Annotated in this window: 14 protein-coding genes and 1 pseudogene; 5 read left to right on the top strand and 10 right to left on the bottom strand. The window is 70.8% G+C overall.

Annotated elements, in window-relative coordinates:
- Nucleotides 1-53: 53 nt before the first annotated feature.
- Nucleotides 54-470 carry an ATP-binding protein gene (locus tag J7E93_RS19305; protein WP_251066774.1) on the bottom strand — a complete coding sequence of 139 codons (417 nt, stop codon included), beginning with the start codon at nt 468-470 and terminating at the stop codon, nt 54-56.
- A gap of 84 nt (nt 471-554) precedes the next feature.
- Here J7E93_RS19305 and J7E93_RS19300 point away from each other — a divergent pair, with 84 nt between their 5' ends.
- Nucleotides 555-1,403, top strand: coding sequence for a helix-turn-helix transcriptional regulator (locus tag J7E93_RS19300; RefSeq protein ID WP_215071135.1), 849 nt, complete (start codon nt 555-557; stop codon nt 1,401-1,403).
- A complete protein-coding gene (locus J7E93_RS19295; protein ID WP_215071132.1) occupies nt 1,363-1,641 on the top strand; it encodes a DUF397 domain-containing protein in 279 nt (92 codons plus the stop codon). Before J7E93_RS19300 ends, J7E93_RS19295 begins: the two co-directional genes overlap by 41 nt.
- Nucleotides 1,642-1,725: 84 nt before the next feature.
- Here the strand turns inward: J7E93_RS19295 and J7E93_RS19290 are convergent, their stop codons facing one another.
- Nucleotides 1,726-4,872: a VCBS repeat-containing protein gene (locus J7E93_RS19290; RefSeq protein ID WP_215071130.1), complete on the bottom strand. Its 3,147-nt coding sequence runs from the start codon at nt 4,870-4,872 to the stop codon at nt 1,726-1,728.
- 648 nt (nt 4,873-5,520) lie between these two features.
- Here J7E93_RS19290 and J7E93_RS19285 point away from each other — a divergent pair.
- On the top strand, nt 5,521-5,688 hold the full coding sequence (locus tag J7E93_RS19285) for a hypothetical protein (RefSeq protein WP_215071129.1): 168 nt from the start codon (nt 5,521-5,523) through the stop codon (nt 5,686-5,688).
- A 42-nt stretch (nt 5,689-5,730) separates the two neighbouring features.
- On the opposite strand, the gene J7E93_RS19280 is transcribed toward J7E93_RS19285, so the two are convergent.
- From J7E93_RS19280 to J7E93_RS19265, 4 genes are read right to left on the bottom strand one after another with little or no spacing between them, the layout of a single operon-like run.
- Nucleotides 5,731-6,891 carry an acyl-CoA dehydrogenase family protein gene (locus J7E93_RS19280; protein ID WP_215071127.1) on the bottom strand — a complete coding sequence of 387 codons (1,161 nt, stop codon included), beginning with the start codon at nt 6,889-6,891 and terminating at the stop codon, nt 5,731-5,733.
- An 8-nt stretch (nt 6,892-6,899) separates the two neighbouring features.
- A complete protein-coding gene (locus J7E93_RS19275) occupies nt 6,900-7,817 on the bottom strand; it encodes a hydroxymethylglutaryl-CoA lyase (protein WP_215071165.1) in 918 nt (305 codons plus the stop codon).
- Nucleotides 7,818-7,825: 8 nt separating this feature from the next.
- On the bottom strand, nt 7,826-9,754 hold the full coding sequence (locus tag J7E93_RS19270; RefSeq protein WP_215071126.1) for a biotin carboxylase N-terminal domain-containing protein: 1,929 nt from the start codon (nt 9,752-9,754) through the stop codon (nt 7,826-7,828).
- 7 nt (nt 9,755-9,761) lie between these two features.
- Nucleotides 9,762-11,369: a carboxyl transferase domain-containing protein gene (locus tag J7E93_RS19265; RefSeq protein WP_215071123.1), complete on the bottom strand. Its 1,608-nt coding sequence runs from the start codon at nt 11,367-11,369 to the stop codon at nt 9,762-9,764.
- Between the two features lie 86 nt (nt 11,370-11,455).
- Here J7E93_RS19265 and J7E93_RS19260 point away from each other — a divergent pair, with 86 nt between their 5' ends.
- Together J7E93_RS19260 and J7E93_RS19255 are read left to right on the top strand one after the other, a co-directional pair.
- A complete protein-coding gene (locus J7E93_RS19260; RefSeq protein ID WP_215071121.1) occupies nt 11,456-12,043 on the top strand; it encodes a TetR/AcrR family transcriptional regulator in 588 nt (195 codons plus the stop codon).
- Between the two features lie 75 nt (nt 12,044-12,118).
- Complete coding sequence (locus J7E93_RS19255; RefSeq protein WP_215071120.1) at nt 12,119-12,901, top strand: phosphatase; 783 nt, start codon at nt 12,119-12,121, stop codon at nt 12,899-12,901.
- Between the two features lie 41 nt (nt 12,902-12,942).
- Here J7E93_RS19255 and J7E93_RS19250 read toward each other — a convergent pair whose 3' ends face one another.
- From J7E93_RS19250 to J7E93_RS19235, 4 genes and pseudogenes are all read right to left on the bottom strand, one after another.
- Nucleotides 12,943-13,863 (bottom strand): cation diffusion facilitator family transporter, encoded by a 921-nt coding sequence (locus J7E93_RS19250; protein WP_215071119.1) that lies wholly within the window; start codon nt 13,861-13,863, stop codon nt 12,943-12,945.
- A gap of 34 nt (nt 13,864-13,897) precedes the next feature.
- Nucleotides 13,898-14,758 (bottom strand): acyl-CoA thioesterase II, encoded by an 861-nt coding sequence (gene tesB / locus J7E93_RS19245; RefSeq protein ID WP_215071118.1) that lies wholly within the window; start codon nt 14,756-14,758, stop codon nt 13,898-13,900.
- Complete coding sequence (locus J7E93_RS19240; RefSeq protein ID WP_215071117.1) at nt 14,759-15,916, bottom strand: acyl-CoA dehydrogenase family protein; 1,158 nt, start codon at nt 15,914-15,916, stop codon at nt 14,759-14,761. It lies immediately after the preceding gene.
- 127 nt (nt 15,917-16,043) lie between these two features.
- Nucleotides 16,044-16,796, bottom strand: a pseudogene (locus tag J7E93_RS19235) (XRE family transcriptional regulator); the annotation flags it as partial.

The raw sequence follows: 16,796 nt of genomic DNA, 5'->3' as shown, positions 1-16,796 counted from the left end.
GGGTTCGTTCGGCCTGGGCAAGTCGAGGGTAGGTTAGCCTAACCTCACGTGGATCAGTAGGGGTGGGAGTCGCACTCGAACCACACCGTCTTGCCGCCGGCGGACGGCTCCACCCCCCATCGGTCCGTCACGGCCTCGACGAGCGTGAGCCCGCGCCCGCCCTCCGCGAGCGGCTCCACCGCCTTGGCGTACAGCGGCCCGGGTGCCGTGTCGGCCACCTCCACGCGGAGACCGTGCGGCTCACGCAGGATCAGCACGGTGCAGCGCCGTCCGGGGACGTGCCGTACGACATTGGCGACGAGCTCGGTGAGCGCGAGCTCGGCGGCGTCGGTGAGGTGGTCGAGCCCCCAGCGGCTGAGGAACATGCGCAGGATGCGGCGCATGTGACCGGCGGAGTGCTCACCGACGGTGAAGCCCATGCGGTAGCTCGCCTGAAGTTCGGTCGGATAGAGGTCAGTTGCGTGATTCATGCCACCAGGGTGGGGCGGGATGGTTACGCTCGGCTACGGACCGAAACGAACGCAGCGATGCGTGAGCTTGGGGGTGGCCTCGTCGTGGTCAACATCCGCAGCCTCGATCCCAGCGCGTCTCCGCTGGACTACTACGGAGCGGAGCTCCGCCGCCTGAGGGAGGAGGCGAACCTCAACCAGGCACAGTTGGGTGACATCGTCTTCTGCACGGCGTCGCTGATCGGCCAGATAGAGACGGCGAAGAAGGTCCCGACGCGGCGGTTCTCGGAGCAGCTGGACGCGGCGCTGATGACGGGCGGGGTGTTCTCGCGGCTGGTGGGGCTGGTTCTGAAGAGCCAGCTGCCGAACTGGTTCCAGCCGTACGCGGAGATGGAGGCGAAGGCGACGTACATCTCGACGTACCAGTCTCAAATGGTCTACGGCCTCCTCCAGACGGAGGAGTACGCGCGGGCAGTCCTGGCAACCGGCTTGCCCGACGACCTCGAAGGGCTGGTGGCCGCTCGGATGGAGCGCCAGCGCATCCTGAGCCGGGAGCATCCGCCCATGGCCTGGGTCGTTCTGGATGAGGCGGCATTGCATCGGCCGATCGGAGGCCGGGAGGTCATGCGAAACCAACTCGCCCACGTGTTGGGCTTTCGAGCCAGCCGCTGGCTGCGGATCCAGGTGCTGCCCTTCGCGGCGGGTGAGCACGCAAGCCTGATCGGCTCGTTCACTGCGATGCGGTTCGACGGTGATCCGGACATCGTCTACACGGAGGACCTCATCGCGGGGCACATGACCGCGAATCCCGACACGGTCAAAGAGGCCGCTCTTCGTTACGCTCACTTGCAGGCGTCCGCCCTCTCCGTGGAGGATTCGGCGGAACTGATCATGCGCGTGATGGAGGAACGTTATGGGGACCAACCAGGGCCTGACCAGCGCGCGGTGGCGTAAGTCCAGCTACAGCGGCAACACCGGCGGCGAGTGTGTCGAGTGCGCCCCGATCGGCACCGCCGACTGGCGCAAGTCCACGTACAGCGGCGACACCGGCGGCGACTGCGTCGAGGTCGCCGATCTCGCCGCCCACGTCGCCGTACGGGACTCCAAGAACCCCGAGGGCCCCGCCTTCCTGGCCACGCCGGCCGCGTTCGCCGCGTTCGTGACCGCGACGGCCGAGGGGCGCCTGGGCTGACCGTGGCGGCGGGTCCGGCCCCATGGGCGGCGCGGCCCGGAGCCTCGACGAGGCTCCGGGCCGGCAGTCAGCACCTGGGAGGAGTCAGACGACGCTGATCATCCGCGCGCTGAAAGCGCCCGGCTGCGACAGGACGGGCTGGTCCAGAGTGCCGTTCGTGGAAGACCGGAGGGTCCAGAACCCGGCGGTGCCGGTGGTCGCGTCGCCGGACAGGGCGACGAGGTCGGTCTGTCCGTCAGCGTTGACGTCCCCGGTCAGCACGGGACTCGCGCCGGGGCGCCACGAACCGGTGGTGGTCCAGATGACCGACAGACCGAAGGGGGTCACTGTCCTGACGGCGGTAGTGCCGTTCACCGTACCGATCAGTGCGAGGGACGCGGTGCCCGTACGCGGGCCCACGACGACGGGTGAACCGGTGACGCCGGGGGCGACGGTGGTCGGGGCCGACATGCCCGAGCCGGTGGAGGTGAAGCGTACGAGTTCGCTCGCGGCACCGTGCTTGACCGCGAGGTCGTCCTTGCCGTCGCCGTTGAAGTCCCCCGCCACCGCATGGAGGCCGGAGAAGGACCAGCCGGTGGCCGCCGGCCAGGTGCGTTTGGGCGCCTGGAACCCGCTGCCCGTGGAGAACAGTTCCCACAGGCCCCTCAGATCGGCGTTCTCGCTCTCGTAGAGGATCCCGAGGTCGTCCTTGCCGTCTCCGTCGAAGTCTCCGGCCACCGGCTTGGACGTGTTGGCGTTCCATGCCGTACTCGGCGGCCACGAGGCGACGGGCGCGTTGAAGCCGCCGCCGTTGGAGTAGAAGGTGTAGAGCTGGGTCTCGTTGCTGTCGACGTTGTAGAGCACGGCGATGTCGCTGCGGCCGTCCCCGTTGAAGTCCCCGGCCACCGGGGTGCTGCTGGTCCACGTCCACCGCGGGCCGCTGTCCCACACCTTGACGGCGGGAGCCAGACCTGACGGCGTGGACTTGAGCCGCCACAGGCTCGCGTGGTTGGCGCCGTCGCTGTCCTTGCCGTCATCGTGCAGGATCGCGACGTCGCCTCTGCCGTCACCGTCGAAGTCGCCCGAGACGGTCTTGGACGTAGAGGTGTTCCACGATCCGGAGTCCCAGCTCTTCGTCGGTGCGGCAAGCGCCGGGCCGGTCGAGAGGAACTGCCACAGGCCGGAGCTGAAGTCGCCCTGGTCGTACAGGACGGCGAGGTCGGACCTGCCGTCCGCGTTGAAGTCCCCGGTCACCGGGGTGCTGGAGGCCCAGGTCCAGCTGCCGATGTTCGGGTTGCTGCTGTTCCATGCGCTGACCGGGTCCGCGAAGGTGGTGCCGCTGGAGGTGAACGTGAAGAACTTGGTGACCCGGGGGAAGGTGCCGTCCGGGCTGCTGTCGTAGAGGACGCCTACGTCCGTCTTCCCGTCGCCGTTGAAGTCGCCGGTGACCGGTTTGCTGTAGGCCCAGGTGAAGCTGCCGACCGTCGAGCTGCTCCACGCGGTACTGGGCGTGTTGAACCCGGATCCCGTCGAGGTCAGCAGTCGGATGGAGGACGCTCCGATCCCACTGGTGCCCGGGTTGTCGTTGTAGAACATCGCCAGGTCGGTCTTGCCGTCGCCGTTGAAGTCACCGGTCAGGGGCTTGCTGTAGGACCAGGTCCAGCTGCCGATGTTCGGGCTGCTGCTGTCCCAGCCCACGGCCGGAGCGGTGAACCCGGCGCCCGTCGAGGTGAAGGTGAAGAACTTGGTGACCCGGGGGCTGGCCCCGTCCGGGCTGCCGTCGTAGAGAACACCGATGTCGGTCTTCCCGTCGCCGTTGAAGTCACCGCTGACCGGCTTGCTGTAGGCCCAGGTCCAGCTGCCCGACGAAGCCCAGGCGGTCACCGGCGCGCTGAACGAGCTGCCCGTCGAGGTGAACGTCAGCAGCGAGGTCGCCCGCGCACCGTCCGGATACCCTCCGGAGTTGTACAGCACCGCGACGTCGGACTTGCCGTCACCGGTGAAGTCCCCGGCGACGAGCTTGCTGCGCGACCAGTCAAGTGCACCGGGCGCGCTCTGCCACCACCGCACCGGAGCGGCGAAGCCGCCGCCCGCGAGCGCGCTCCACACCCACAGACCGGACGTGCCGTTGCCGTCGTCGTACAGGGCGACGACATCGTCCCGGCCGTCACCGGTGACGTCCACACGCTGGGAGGAGTTGGCGCCGGTGCCACAGGGGTTGAGGTCCTTGTTCGGCATGGCCGGATTGCCACAGCCCGTCCAGCGCGCGGTACCGATCATCGCTCCGTGATCGGAGACTTCGGGGGTCGGGTCGACGGCGGCGCCCGCCGCGGTGAAGTTCCGGGCGTCGAAGAAGGCGTAGTCGATCTTCGACTGGCTCGACTTGCCGATGTCGTACGTCACCGCGCCGCTCCTGCAGCGTGGGGCCGACGGGGCGCAGACCGAGCCGTACTGGTCCGTGTTGACCTCGTCGGCTTCGACGAACCGTCCAGACCCGCCCGAGTGGCTGTAGAAGTTGTCCATGCCGGCCGACTCGGGCAGGAGGTTCAGGTCACCGCCGAAGACCACCGGTGTCCCCGCGGCGGTCCACGGGTCCATGACCTGCCGGGCGGCCCGGACCATCCGGTCGGCCGGGGTTCCCCAGCACTGCGGCGACGCCGACCCGGCCGGGCACACGTTGGAATCGACGTTCGGGCTCGGGTGGAAGGTGCATGCCTTGACCGCTCGGGTCAGCAGGGTGGTGTCAGCACAGAGCATCTTGCTGTCGTCCCCCGCGGAGTGCTCTCCGAAGTCCCAGATCCGGGACGCCGGACCGGGATCGGCACCGAGGGTCATCAGAGCGATGCCCTCACTCGTCGATGTCCCTTGCCCCTTGGAGTCGCAGCGCCCGGTCTCCCCGGTCTTCACGTAGACCCCGCGATACCCGAGTGCGCTGAGGTTCGTCAGGATCCCGTCGTACTGGGGTGCGCAGATCTCCGAGAAGAAGATGAGCTGCGGGTGCCACTTGTCGACCTCGGTCCGGGTCGCCGTCACCCTGGGGGCGACCTGTCCTTCCCACTGGCACCAACTGGCACCGCCGCACAGGTTGTACGACATCACACGGACCGGGGCCGCGGTCTGCGGGGTGACGGCGGTGAACGCGGTTGAAGCTGCTGCTGCTGGTGCGAGGGCGACGGAGGCCGGCGCCATACCGGTCAACATGGTCATGAAGAAGGTCGCCAGGATGACACCGAAGGCTATTGGCTTGCGCAACGGAGATCCTCGAATCGTTGGGCGGACATTGGGTTATGGCCTGCTTTCACTCGTTCTGTGACGGGCCGCCGTATGGTGTGTGGTTCCAAGGGCGTCTTGGTCACCCTCTCAGCTCCTGACGATGCCCTGGGTGGCGTAGCCGTCGCCGTCTCAGTCGCCGGTTACCGGGATGTCGCCGGCGTCGCCGAAGGCGAAGGACGTGACGGCGCCGTCGGCGTGGCGCAGGTAGAACTCGGCGGTGTCGGGCATGTAGACACCGATCTGGTCGGTGCCGCCGTCCCAACGCCCCAGGACGGGCCTGGCACCGGCTCACCGCACTCAGCCTCGACCACATGGACGTCGGGCAGGTCTTCCTGATGAGCTACCAGGCCCTGCGCGCCAGCCCCCGGCAGGCGGAGCGCGACGCGGCCGCGGCCTTCCGCCGCCTGGGGCTTTGGCCCGCCCACCCTTCTCCGTCGAGGCGGCCTCCGCCCTCCTCGATCACCCGGTGGAGGGAACCCTCGACCTGCTCGACATCCTGGTCGGCGCCCATCTCCTGCAGAACCCGGCGCCGGTGCCTACCGCTTCCACGATCTGCTCGGCGAGTTCGCCGCCGAGCGCGCCGAGCAGGAGGAAAGCCCCGACGAGCGGCAGGCCGGCCTACTGCGGATGGTCACGTGGTACAGGGCGGCGACTCGGCAGGCCGACCAGGCCACCCTTACCGGACAACATGTCTACGCCGCACCGGGCCCCGGTGCTCCGCTGCCCGAGTTCGCCGACGGAGACCAGGCACTGGCCTGGATCACCGCCGAGATGCCCGCCATCCACCAGCCGTGAAGCGCGTCAGGCTCCCCGGGCAGCGGTCGCGGGCTCGTCCCGTCAGGCGGAAAGTCCCAACTCCCGTGCGATCAGCATCCGCTGGACCTCGCTCGTGCCCTCGCCGATCTCCAGGATCTTGGAGTCGCGCCACATCCGGGCCACCGGATACTCGTTCATGAAGCCGTATCCGCCGTGGATCTGGGTCGCCTCACGGGCGTTGTCGACCGCCACTGTGGAGGAGTACAGCTTCGCCAGCGCCGCCTCCTTCTTGAACGGCTCGCCCAGCACCAGCCGGGACGCCGCGTCCCGCCAGCCGATCCGGGCCATGTGCGCCCGCATCTCCATGTCCGCGATCTTGAACTGGACGGCCTGGTTGTCGCCGATCGGCCGGCCGAAGGCGTGCCGCTCCTTCGCGTACTTCACCGACTCGTCGACACATCCCTGCGCGAGCCCGGTCGCCAGCGCCGAGATCGCGATCCGCCCCTCGTCCAGGATCCGGAGGAACTGCGCGTAGCCGCGCCCCTCCTCGCCCAGCAGGTTGGCGGCCGGGACCCGTACGTCGTCGAAGGAGAGCTCACGGGTGTCCGAGGCGTTCCAGCCGACCTTGGAGTACGGCGCCGCCACCGTGAAGCCGGGGGTGCCGGAGGGCACGATGATCGAGGAGATCAGCGGCCGGCCGTCGGGCTTGCGGCCGGTCACGGCGGTGACCGTGACCAGGCCCGTGATGTCCGTACCCGAGTTGGTGATGAAGCACTTCGAGCCGTTGATGACCCACTCGTCGCCGTCGCGCACGGCGGTCGTGCGGGTGCCGCCCGCGTCCGAACCGGCGCCGGGCTCGGTCAGACCGAACGCGCCCAGGATCTCGCCGGAGCACATCCGGGGCAGCCACTCCTGCTTCTGCTCCTCGGTGCCGAAGCGGTAGACCGGCATCGCGCCGAGCGAGACGCCCGCCTCCAGGGTGATGGCCACGGAGGAGTCGACCCGGGCGAGCTCCTCGAGCGCGATGCCGAGGGCGAGGTAGTCGCCGCCCATCCCGCCGTACTCCTCCGGGAAGGGCAGGCCGAACAGGCCCATGCGGCCCATCTCGCGGACGATCTCGTACGGGAACTCGTGCCGTTCGTAGTAGTCGCCGATCTTCGGTGCGACGACGTCGTGCGCGAACTCCTCGACGGTGCGGCGGAGTTCCTCGTGCTCTTCGGAGAGCCGGTGGTCGAGGGACATGGGTTTCGTCACTCCTTGTGGGAGAGGGCGCGGACGGTACGGGAGGGGCTCGGGCGGCCCAGTTGTCCGGCCATCCATCCGCTCGTGGCGGTGAGGGCGGCCAGGTCGACCCCGGTCTCGATGCCGAGGCCGTCGAGCATCCACACGAGGTCCTCGGTGGCGAGATTGCCGGTGGCGCTCTTGGCGTACGGGCAGCCGCCGAGGCCCCCGGCGGAGGCGTCGACGGTGGTGACGCCGTGCCGCAGCGCGGCGAGCGTGTTGGACAGGGCCTGGCCGTAGGTGTCGTGGAAGTGCACGGCGAGGCGAGAGGTGGGGACGCCGGCCTCGTTCAGCGCCGACAGCAGGGCCTGGACGTGGCCGGGGGTGGCGACGCCGATGGTGTCGCCGAGGCTCAGCTCGTCACAGCCCATCTCGGCGAGCGCCTTGGTGACCCGGACGACCTGTTCGATGGGGACCGCGCCCTCCCAGGGGTCGCCGAAACACATCGAGAGATAGCCGCGGATGGTGAGGCCCTGCTCTATGGCGCGGGTGACGACGGGCTCGAACATGGCGAGGGCCTCGTCGACGGTCCGGTTGAGATTGGCCTTGGCGAAGGACTCCGTCGCGGAGGCGAAGACCGCGATCTCGCGCGCGCCGAGGGCCAGGGCCCGGTCGAGCCCCCGCTCGTTGGGGACGAGCACGGGCAGGCGGACGGGCAGGCCGTTGACGAGCGGGAGAAGCTCCTCGGCGTCGGCGAGTTGGGGCACCCACCGGGGATGGACGAAGCTCGTGGCCTCGACCGTGGAGAGCCCGGCGTCTGCGAGCCGCCGGATGAACTCCGCCTTCACGGCGGTCGGGACGACCGTCTTCTCGTTCTGGAGTCCGTCGCGCGGCCCGACCTCATGGATCCGGACCCGGGCGGGGAGCCCGGGGGCGGGCACCTTCATCGGCAGGTTCACTTGTCCTCCTCCCTCGGGGTCACCACGGCGAGGACCTGGTCCATGGCGACGGTGGCGCCGGGCGTGACGTCCAGCTCGGTGACGGTGCCGGCGTGCGGGGCGGAGATGACGTGCTCCATCTTCATCGCCTCGACGACGAGCAGGCTCTGCCCCGCCTCCACCTCGTCCCCGACAGCGACCTTCACGACGGTCACGGTCCCCGGCATGGGGGCGGCGAGCGCGTCCGCTCCGGAGTGCGCGGCGCCGCTGAGGGCGGTGGCCACGGGATCGTGGTCCTGGACGTGCCAGGAGTCCCCGTCGCGGCCGAGCCAGGCGCCGGCCCGGTGGAAGTGGTGGGTGACGCCGTCCACCGTGACGGTGACCGAGGCGTCGGTGACCTCCGCGCCGGCGGGTGCGCCCACCGTCACCGGGTCGAGCCCCGGCACGCGCAACGGGAAGGCCGGCGGGGCGGGTTCGCCGCCCAGGCGCCAGCCGCTCGGCACGGAGAAGGGGTCGGTCCAGCCGCCCCGGCTCGCGGGGGCCAGGCCCGCGAGACGTACCGCCGCCGCGGCCGCGTAGACCTCGTCCGGTACGGACTTGGGGACCAGCCCGTCCGCATCGCGCTCCACCAGACCGGTGTCCAGGTCGCCCGAGACCACCGACTCGTGGGCCAGGAGCCTGCGCAGGAAGCCCGCGTTCGTCGGGACGCCGAGGGTGACCGTGTCCGCGAGGGCCGCGCGCAGCCTGCGCAGGGCCGTGGGGCGGTCGGGGGCGTGGACGATGACCTTGGAGAGCATCGGGTCGTAGACGCTGGAGACCTCCGTGCCCTGGCGCAGGCCCGAGTCCGTACGGACTCCGTCGCCCTGCGGCTCCCGCAGGGACAGGACCGTGCCGCCGGACGGAAGGAAGCCGCGTGAGGGGTCCTCCGCGCAGATCCGGGCCTCGATCGCGTGGCCGGTGAGGGTGATGTCGGACTGCGCGAAGGACAGGGCCTCGCCCGCCGCCACCCGCAGCTGCCACTCCACCAGGTCGATCCCGGTGATCAGCTCCGTCACCGGGTGCTCCACCTGGAGCCGGGTGTTCATCTCCATGAAGTAGTACGAGGAAGGGTCCACGCCCGGGACGATGAACTCCACGGTGCCCGCGCCGACATAGCCGCAGGAGCGCGCCGCCTCGACGGCCGCCGCGCCCATCCGCTCGCGGATCTCCGGCGTCAGCAGGACGCTCGGCGCCTCCTCGATGATCTTCTGGTGGCGTCGCTGGAGCGAGCACTCGCGCTCGCCGAGGTGGACGACGTTCCCATGGGTGTCCGCGAGCACCTGGATCTCGATGTGGCGCGGCCGGTCGATCCACCGCTCCACCAGCAGCGTGTCGTCGCCGAAGGAGGACCGCGCCTCGCGCCGCGCCGCCGCGATCTCCTCGTCCAGCGTCGACAGGTCGCGCACCAGGCGCATGCCCTTGCCGCCGCCGCCCGCCGAGGGCTTCAGCAGCACGGGCGCGCCCAGCTCCCGGGCGGCGGCCGCCAGTTCGGGGTCGGCGGCGCCCGGCACGACCGGTACGCCCGCCGCCTTCACGGTCTCCTTCGCCCGGATCTTGTCGCCCATGAGGGAGATGGCGGAGGCCGGTGGGCCGATGAAGACAAGACCGGCCTCGGTGCACGCCCGCGCGAAAGCGGCGTTCTCCGCGAGGAAGCCGTAGCCGGGGTGGACCGCCTGGGCGCCGGTCCGCCGCGCGGCCTCGATCAGCCGCTCCACGGAGAGGTAGGACTCGGCGGCGGGGGCGGGCCCCAGCCGTACCGCCGTGTCGGCCTCCCGTACATGACGGGCGTCCGCGTCCGCGTCGCTGTAGACGGCGACCGAGCGGACGCCGAGCGCGCGCAGCGTACGGATGACGCGGACGGCGATCTCGCCGCGGTTGGCGACAAGAACTGTGTCGAACATGGTCATCTGTCACTCACATCCGGAAGACGCCGAAGGCGGGGTCGCCGATCGGGGCGTTGGCGCAGGCGGTGAGCGCGAGGCCCACCACCTGGCGGGTGTCCATGGGGTCGATGACCCCGTCGTCCCACAGCCGGGCGGTCGCGTAGTAGGCGTTGCCCTGGGTCTCGTACTGCGCGCGGATCGGGGTCTTGAAGGCCTCTTCCTCCTCGGCGCTCCACTCGTCCCCGAGCTGGTCGCGCTTGACCGTCGCGAGGACGGACGCGGCCTGCTCGCCGCCCATCACCGAGATCTTGGCGTTGGGCCACATCCACAGGAAGCGGGGGGAGTAGGCCCGGCCGCACATCGAGTAGTTGCCCGCGCCGTACGAGCCCCCGACGACCACCGTCAGCTTCGGTACGCGCGTGCAGGCCACGGCCGTCACCATCTTGGCGCCGTGCTTGGCGATGCCGCCCGCCTCGTAGTCGCGGCCGACCATGAAGCCGGAGATGTTCTGCAGGAACAGCAGCGGGATGCCGCGCTGGTCGCACAGCTCGATGAAGTGCGCGCCCTTCTGGGCGGATTCGGAGAAGAGGATGCCGTTGTTGGCGACGATCCCGACCGGGTGTCCGTGGATCCGGGCGAAGCCGGTGACCAGCGTCTGGCCGTACTCCGCCTTGAACTCCTGGAAGCGGGAGGCGTCGGTGATCCGCGCGATGACCTCGCGGACGTCGTACGGGGTGCGGGAGTCGACCGGCACCGCCCCGTACAGCCCCGCCGGGTCCACCTTCGGCTCCTCGACCGGCTCCACCGACCAGGGGAGCGGACCGCGCTCCGGCAGGGTGGCGACGATGTTGCGGACGATACGGAGCGCGTGGGCGTCGTCCTCGGCGAGGTGGTCGGTGACCCCGGACGTACGGGAGTGGACCTCGCCGCCGCCCAGCTCCTCGGCCGTGACGACCTCGCCGGTCGCGGCCTTCACCAGCGGCGGCCCGCCCAGGAAGATCGTGCCCTGGTTCCGTACGATCACGGCCTCGTCGCTCATCGCCGGGACGTACGCGCCGCCGGCGGTGCAGGAGCCGAGGACGGCCGCGATCTGGGGGATGCGGGCGCCGGACATCCGGGCCTGGTTGTAGAAGATCCGGCCGAAGTGCTCACGGTCGGGGAAGACCTCGTCCTGCATCGGCAGGAAGGCACCGCCCGAGTCCACGAGGTAGAGGCAGGGGAGACGATTCTCCAGCGCCACCTCCTGCGCCCGGAGATGCTTCTTCACCGTCATCGGGTAGTACGTGCCGCCCTTGACGGTCGCGTCGTTGGCGACGATCACGCACTCGCGGCCCGAGACCCGGCCGATGCCCGCGATGACCCCGGCGGCCGGTGCCTGGTCGCCGTACATCCCGTTCGCGGCCAGCGGGGCCAGCTCCAGGAAGGGCGACCCCGGGTCGAGGAGGGTGTCCACACGGTCCCGCGGCAGCAGCTTGCCGCGCGCGGTGTGCCGGGCGCGGGCCTTCTCGCCGCCGCCGAGCGCGGCCGCGGCGAGTTTGGCGCGCAGCGTGGCGGCCAGCTCGTGGTGGGCCGCCTCGTTGGCCTGCCAGGCCGCCGACGCGGGGTCTGCCGCGCTCGTCAGCACAGGTGCCTGCTGCATCGACTGAGCTCCCTTGCTCGGTTAATGAGCGTTAACGTATGCCTTCAGGTTAACGACCGCTAACCGCATTGTCTAGAATCGATCGCATGACCACCACCGCCAGGACCGACGCCCCCACGCGACGCGAGCAGATCCTCAAGGAGGCTGCCCGCCTCTTCGCCGAGCGCGGGTTCCACGGAGTGGGCGTCGACGAGATAGGAGCGGCGGTCGGCATCAGCGGGCCGGGTCTCTACCGGCACTTCCCCGGCAAGGACGCGATGCTCGCGGAGCTCCTCGTCGGGATCAGCGAGCGGCTCCTCGACGGCGGCCGGCTGCGGGTGGGCGAGACGGCCGGCGACCCGCGGGCGCTGCTCGGCTCGCTCATCGACGGGCACATCGACTTCGCGCTCGACGACCGGCCGCTGATCACCCTGCACGACCGCGAGCTGGACCGGCTGAAGGACGAGGACCGCAAGCGGGTGCGGCAGCTGCAGCGCCAGTACGTGGAGCTGTGGGTGACGGTGGTGCGCGAGCTGTACCCGGCGGCGGGGGAGTCGGAGGCCCGGGCCGCCGTCCACGCGGTCTTCGGCCTCCTGAACTCCACCCCGCACCTCGCGGCGCTGGGCCGGACGGCCATGGAGGAGCTGCTGAGGCGACTGGCTCACGGGGCGTTCGGGGCACTGGCGGCCGCGTAGAACACGCCCCCGGGGCACGGTCCACGGGGTGAAATCTGTCTGCCGCCCGCTCCCGGGCCCGGCAGAATGAGGCCCATGCCGATACTCAGTCGCCCCGCCCTCGTCGAGCACCTTGTCCGGACCCGGATCGCGGGCGATGTCGCCACCCCGCGCGACAACAACCTCTCCCACTACCGCAAGCTCGCCAACGGCGACCGGCACTACTGGCTGGGTCTGGAGCTCGGTGACCGGTGGACCGACGAGCAGGACGTGCTCGCCGTGATGGCCGAGCGGTGCGGCGTGAACGACGACCCCGCCCACCGTGCAGGGCAGGACACCATCGACCCCGAACTGACCGTCGACGCCCTCGACCGGATGGCCGCACGCCTGCGCAAGGCCGCCGCAGGCAAGGAGCGGGTGCTCTTCGCGACCGGCCACCCCGGCGCCCTGATCGACGCCCACAGCCGGGTCGCGGCCGCGCTTCGGGCGGCGGGCTGCGAGATCGTACGGATCCCCGGCGGGCTCATCGCCGACGAGGGGTACGTCGTGCAGTTCGCCGACGTCGCCGTCTTCGAGCGGGGCGCCAGCCTCTGGCACACCCACTCGCCGGAACCCATGAACGCGATCCTCGACGGCCTGGAGTTCCTGGGCGAGCCCCTGCCCGACCTCGTCGTCGCCGACCACGGCTGGGCGGGGCGCGCGGCCCAGCGGGGCGTCGACTCCGTCGGCTACGCCGACTGCAACGACCCCGCCCTCTTCATCGGCGAGGCCGAGGGCACGATGCAGGTCACCGTCCCGCTCGACGACCACGTCGTCGACCCGCGGTACTACGAGCCGCTGACCGCCTACCTCCTGGACGCGGCGGGCCTGACGGTCTGAGCCGCGTCCACCCCCGCGGGCCGCGTGCGGGCGAGGGCACGTCACGGGCGGCCCGGGGTCGGGTCGAGATACACCCGCCGGACGGCGGGGAAGCGTTCCCGGAGTTGCTGCTCCGCCTCCTCGCAGGCCCATTCGACCTGCTCCGCCGAGGCCACGTCCCGGAAGTCGATCTTCGCCGCGATCATGACCTCCTCCGGGCCCTGGATCAGCGTCGTCAGCTCCAGGACATCGACGATGTGCGGCACGGAGAGGATCTCCTCGCGGACCGCGTCCCGCATCGGCGCCGGCAGCGGGCGCCCGATCAGCAGCTCCGCGTTGGAGCGGCCCAGCACCCAGGCGACGTACACGAGCAGCGCCCCGATGAGGAGCGAGGCGATGCCGTCCCAGACGGCCCAGCCGGTGATCTGCACGCCGAGCAGCCCGCCCGCCGCCAGCATCAGGCCGGCCAGCGCGGCCGAGTCCTCCATCACCACCGCCTTCACGGTGGTGTCGGGGGTGAGCCGCAGGTAGCGGCCGAAGGGCGTGCGCAGCCGCGCCGCCTCGCCCCGCATCTGCCGCACGCCCGTCCGCAGGGAGAAGGCCTCCAGGACGAAGGCGACCCCGAGGACGACGTACGACACGAGCGGGTCCCCCACCTCCTCGCCGTGCGTCAGCGTGTGGACGCCGTCGTAGACCGAGAAGACCGCCCCGCCGACGAAGGTGGCGACGGAGGCGAGCATCGCCCAGATGTAGCGCTCGCCGCCGTGGCCCACCGGATGGTCCTCGTCGGCCGGCTTCCCGCTCCGCTTGAGCGCGGTCAGGAGCATGACCTCGGTGACGGTGTCGGCGACCGAGTGGGCCGCCTCGGAGAGCATCGCGCTCGATCCGCTGACGACACCCGCGACGGCCTTGGCGGCGGCGATCCCGAGGTTCGCCACCGCCGCCACGATCACTGTGAAGGTGCTTTCGCCGTTCTCCGCCATGATCGGACGTTATGTCCGATCATGGCGGGCCGCATCAACGCGGTACGCGGACGACACCCTCCTGGATGACGGAGATCGCGAGCTTCCCGTCCTGGGTGTAGATCCGCGCCTGGCCCAGGCCCCGCCCGCCCGAGGCGGACGGCGACTCCTGGTCGTACAGCAGCCACTCGTCGGCCCGGAACGGCCGGTGGAACCACATCGCGTGGTCCAGGGAGGCCCCGACCACGTCCCCGACCGCCCAGCCGCCCCGTCCGTGGGCGAGCAGCACCGAGTCGAGCAGCGTCATGTCGGAGACGTAGGTCGCCAGACAGACATGGAGCAGCGGGTCGTCGGCCAGTTTGCCGTTGGTACGGAACCACACCTGGGAGCGCGGTTCGCGCGGCTCCCCCACACTGCCCCACGGCGGCACGTCCGCGTAGCGCAGGTCCACCGCCGCCCGCGCCTCGATCAGCCGCTCGGCCACGTGCGCCGGGAGGTGCCGGGGCAGCGTCTCGGCGGCCGTCGGCAGCGTCTCGGGATCCGGAGCGGCCGGCATCGCGTCCTGGTGCTCCAGGCCCTCCTCGTACGTCTGGAACGACGCGGAGAGATGGAAGATCGGCTGTCCGTGCTGGACGGCGACGACCCGCCGGGTGGTGAAGGAGCGGCCGTCCCGGATGCGGTCGACCGTGTAGACGATCGGCGCGCCCGGGTCCCCGGCGCGCAGGAAGTACGCGTGCAGGGAGTGGGCGAGCCGGTCCTCGGGGACGGTCCGCCCGGCCGCCACCAGCGCCTGGGCGGCCACCTGGCCGCCGAAGACGCGGGGAACGACGGCCGAGCGGGACCGGCCCCGGAAGAAGTTCTGCTCGATCTGCTCCAGGTCGAGCAGATCGAGCAGATCGTCCAGAGCCTCGGACACCTACAGACCCATCGACTTGGCGATGATCGACTTCATGATCTCGCTGGTGCCGCCGTAGATGCGGTTGACGCGGTTGTCCGCGTAGAGGCGGGCGATCGGGTACTCGTTCATGTACCCGTAGCCGCCGTGCAGCTGGAGGCAGCGGTCGATGACGCGGTGGGCGACCTCGGTGCAGAACAGCTTGGCGCTGGCGGCCTCGGCCGGGGTCAGCTCGCCCGCGTCCAGGGCCTCCAGGGCGCGGTCGGCGACGGCCTCGGCGGCGTCGACCTCGGCCTGGCAGGCGGCCAGCTCGAACTTGGTGTTCTGGAAGTGCGCGACCGGCTTGCCGAAGACCGTGCGCTCCTGCACGTACTGCTGCGCGAAGCGGACGGCGGCCTTGGCCTGCGCGTAGGCGCCGAAGGCGATGCCCCAGCGCTCGGAGGCGAGGTTGTGGCCGAGGTAGTAGAAGCCCTTGCCCTCCTCGCCGAGCAGGTCCTCGACCGGGACCTTCACGTCGACGAACGCCAGCTCGGCGGTGTCGGAGGTGCGCAGGCCGAGCTTGTCGAGCTTGCGGCCGATGGAGTAGCCCTCGGACTTGGTGTCCACGGCGAAGAGCGAGATGCCGAAGCGGCGGTCGTCCTCGCGCGGGGCGGCGGTACGGGCGCAGACGATCACCCGGTCGGCGTGGACGCCACCGGTGATGAAGGTCTTGGCACCGTTGAGGACGTAGTGGGTGCCGTCCTCGGAGAGCTTGGCGGTGGTCTTCATGCCCGCGACGTCGGAGCCGGTGCCCGGCTCGGTCATCGCCAGCGCCCACATCTCGTCGCCGGAGACGAAGTTCGGGAGGTAACGCTTCTTCTGCTCGTCGGTGGCGAGCATCTTGATGTACGGCAGGGCGAGCAGCACGTGCACACCGGAGCCGCCGAACTGGACGCCCGCGCGCGAGGTCTCCTCGTAGAGGACGGCCTCGAACTTGTGGGTGTCCAGGCCCGCGCCGCCGAACTCCTCGGGGACGTTGATGCCGAAGATGCCCAGCTCGCCGAGCTTGCCGTAGAACTCGCGCGGCGCCTGGCCCGCGGCGAACCACTCGTCGTAGACGGGGACGACCTCGGCCTCGATGAAGGCCCGGATGGTCTCCCGGAACGCCTCGTGGTCCTCGTTGAATACGGTACGGCGCACGAGCCGCCTCCTTCGGAGTCCTGGGGTGCCTGACGCGAGATGCCTAAGCGCTTGCTCAGTCAAGTTACCGGTGGGTTTGCGCCGCTGTCCAGATCTGGGGCGCCCAGCGTTGCCCAGATCACGTCCGTCAGTTCGAGGCGCCCTGCTGCGCGGCTTCACTTTCGACCCAGCGGCGGCCGAGGGTGTCGTACTCCCACACCGGCCTTCCGGTGACACCGCTGGTGCGGAACGGCCGGCCGTCGTCGGTGATCCGGACCGTGCCGGAGCGGCCCTCGCTGCTCCACTTCAGTTCCAGGTGCCAGCGGCAGTCGCAGCCCGCCGTCCGGGCCGTCACCAGCAGTTCCTCGGGGGCCGAGGACGTGACGGTGTACGGGAGGGAGACCGCGGGGATCGGCCGGCCGGCGAGGCCGTCGTAGCCCGCGACGGACCGGGCGACCGGGCGCGGCCGGTCGAGGTCCACGTCGAAGCGGCGGGGGCTGAGGGCGCCGCCGCAGCCGTTGTCCATCCGGTACGCGTGCCACGGGAGGCGCTCCGCGCGGCCGGTGACCCTCACATGCAGGGCTTCGACCACGACCGCCGTCGTGGGGGACCGGCCCTGGAGGGAGATCCGGACGAGGGTCTCCCCTCCGTGCACCGCGCCGTGCGTGCGGGCCCACGACCCGGCGTCCTGCGCGGGCGGCGGCGGCGCGACCTGTCGGGGGCCGGCCTCGGCGACGTAGACGTGGCCGCAGTCGTTCTTCCAGACGTGGGAGTCGGCGGTCCAGGTGAACGGCGGCTGCGCGGGGGACGGGGCGGCGGGTCGGGGCGGGCCGGGTGCGGCCGTCGGGGAGGCGGAGGAGGGGCCGGGACCGAGGAGCGTGGCGGCGAGCCCGGCGACCGC

The organism is Streptomyces sp. ISL-36, assembly GCF_018614205.1.
Taxonomy (GTDB): Bacteria; Actinomycetota; Actinomycetes; order Streptomycetales; family Streptomycetaceae; genus Streptomyces.
Note: the sequence above shows the minus strand (reverse complement) of the source record. Positions and strands in the feature narration are given on the sequence as shown.

Coding starts and splice junctions, on each gene's coding strand:
- J7E93_RS19260 (WP_215071121.1), top strand. CDS start 11,456: ATGACCACCACCGCCAGGACCGACGCCCCCACGCGACGCGAGCAGATC.
- J7E93_RS19280 (WP_215071127.1), bottom strand. CDS start 6,891: ATGTCCCTCGACCACCGGCTCTCCGAAGAGCACGAGGAACTCCGCCGC.
- J7E93_RS19275 (WP_215071165.1), bottom strand. CDS start 7,817: ATGAAGGTGCCCGCCCCCGGGCTCCCCGCCCGGGTCCGGATCCATGAG.
- J7E93_RS19295 (WP_215071132.1), top strand. CDS start 1,363: ATGGGGACCAACCAGGGCCTGACCAGCGCGCGGTGGCGTAAGTCCAGC.
- J7E93_RS19270 (WP_215071126.1), bottom strand. CDS start 9,754: ATGACCATGTTCGACACAGTTCTTGTCGCCAACCGCGGCGAGATCGCC.
- J7E93_RS19265 (WP_215071123.1), bottom strand. CDS start 11,369: ATGCAGCAGGCACCTGTGCTGACGAGCGCGGCAGACCCCGCGTCGGCG.
- J7E93_RS19305 (WP_251066774.1), bottom strand. CDS start 470: ATGAATCACGCAACTGACCTCTATCCGACCGAACTTCAGGCGAGCTAC.
- J7E93_RS19250 (WP_215071119.1), bottom strand. CDS start 13,863: ATGGCGGAGAACGGCGAAAGCACCTTCACAGTGATCGTGGCGGCGGTG.
- J7E93_RS19255 (WP_215071120.1), top strand. CDS start 12,119: ATGCCGATACTCAGTCGCCCCGCCCTCGTCGAGCACCTTGTCCGGACC.
- J7E93_RS19285 (WP_215071129.1), top strand. CDS start 5,521: ATGGTCACGTGGTACAGGGCGGCGACTCGGCAGGCCGACCAGGCCACC.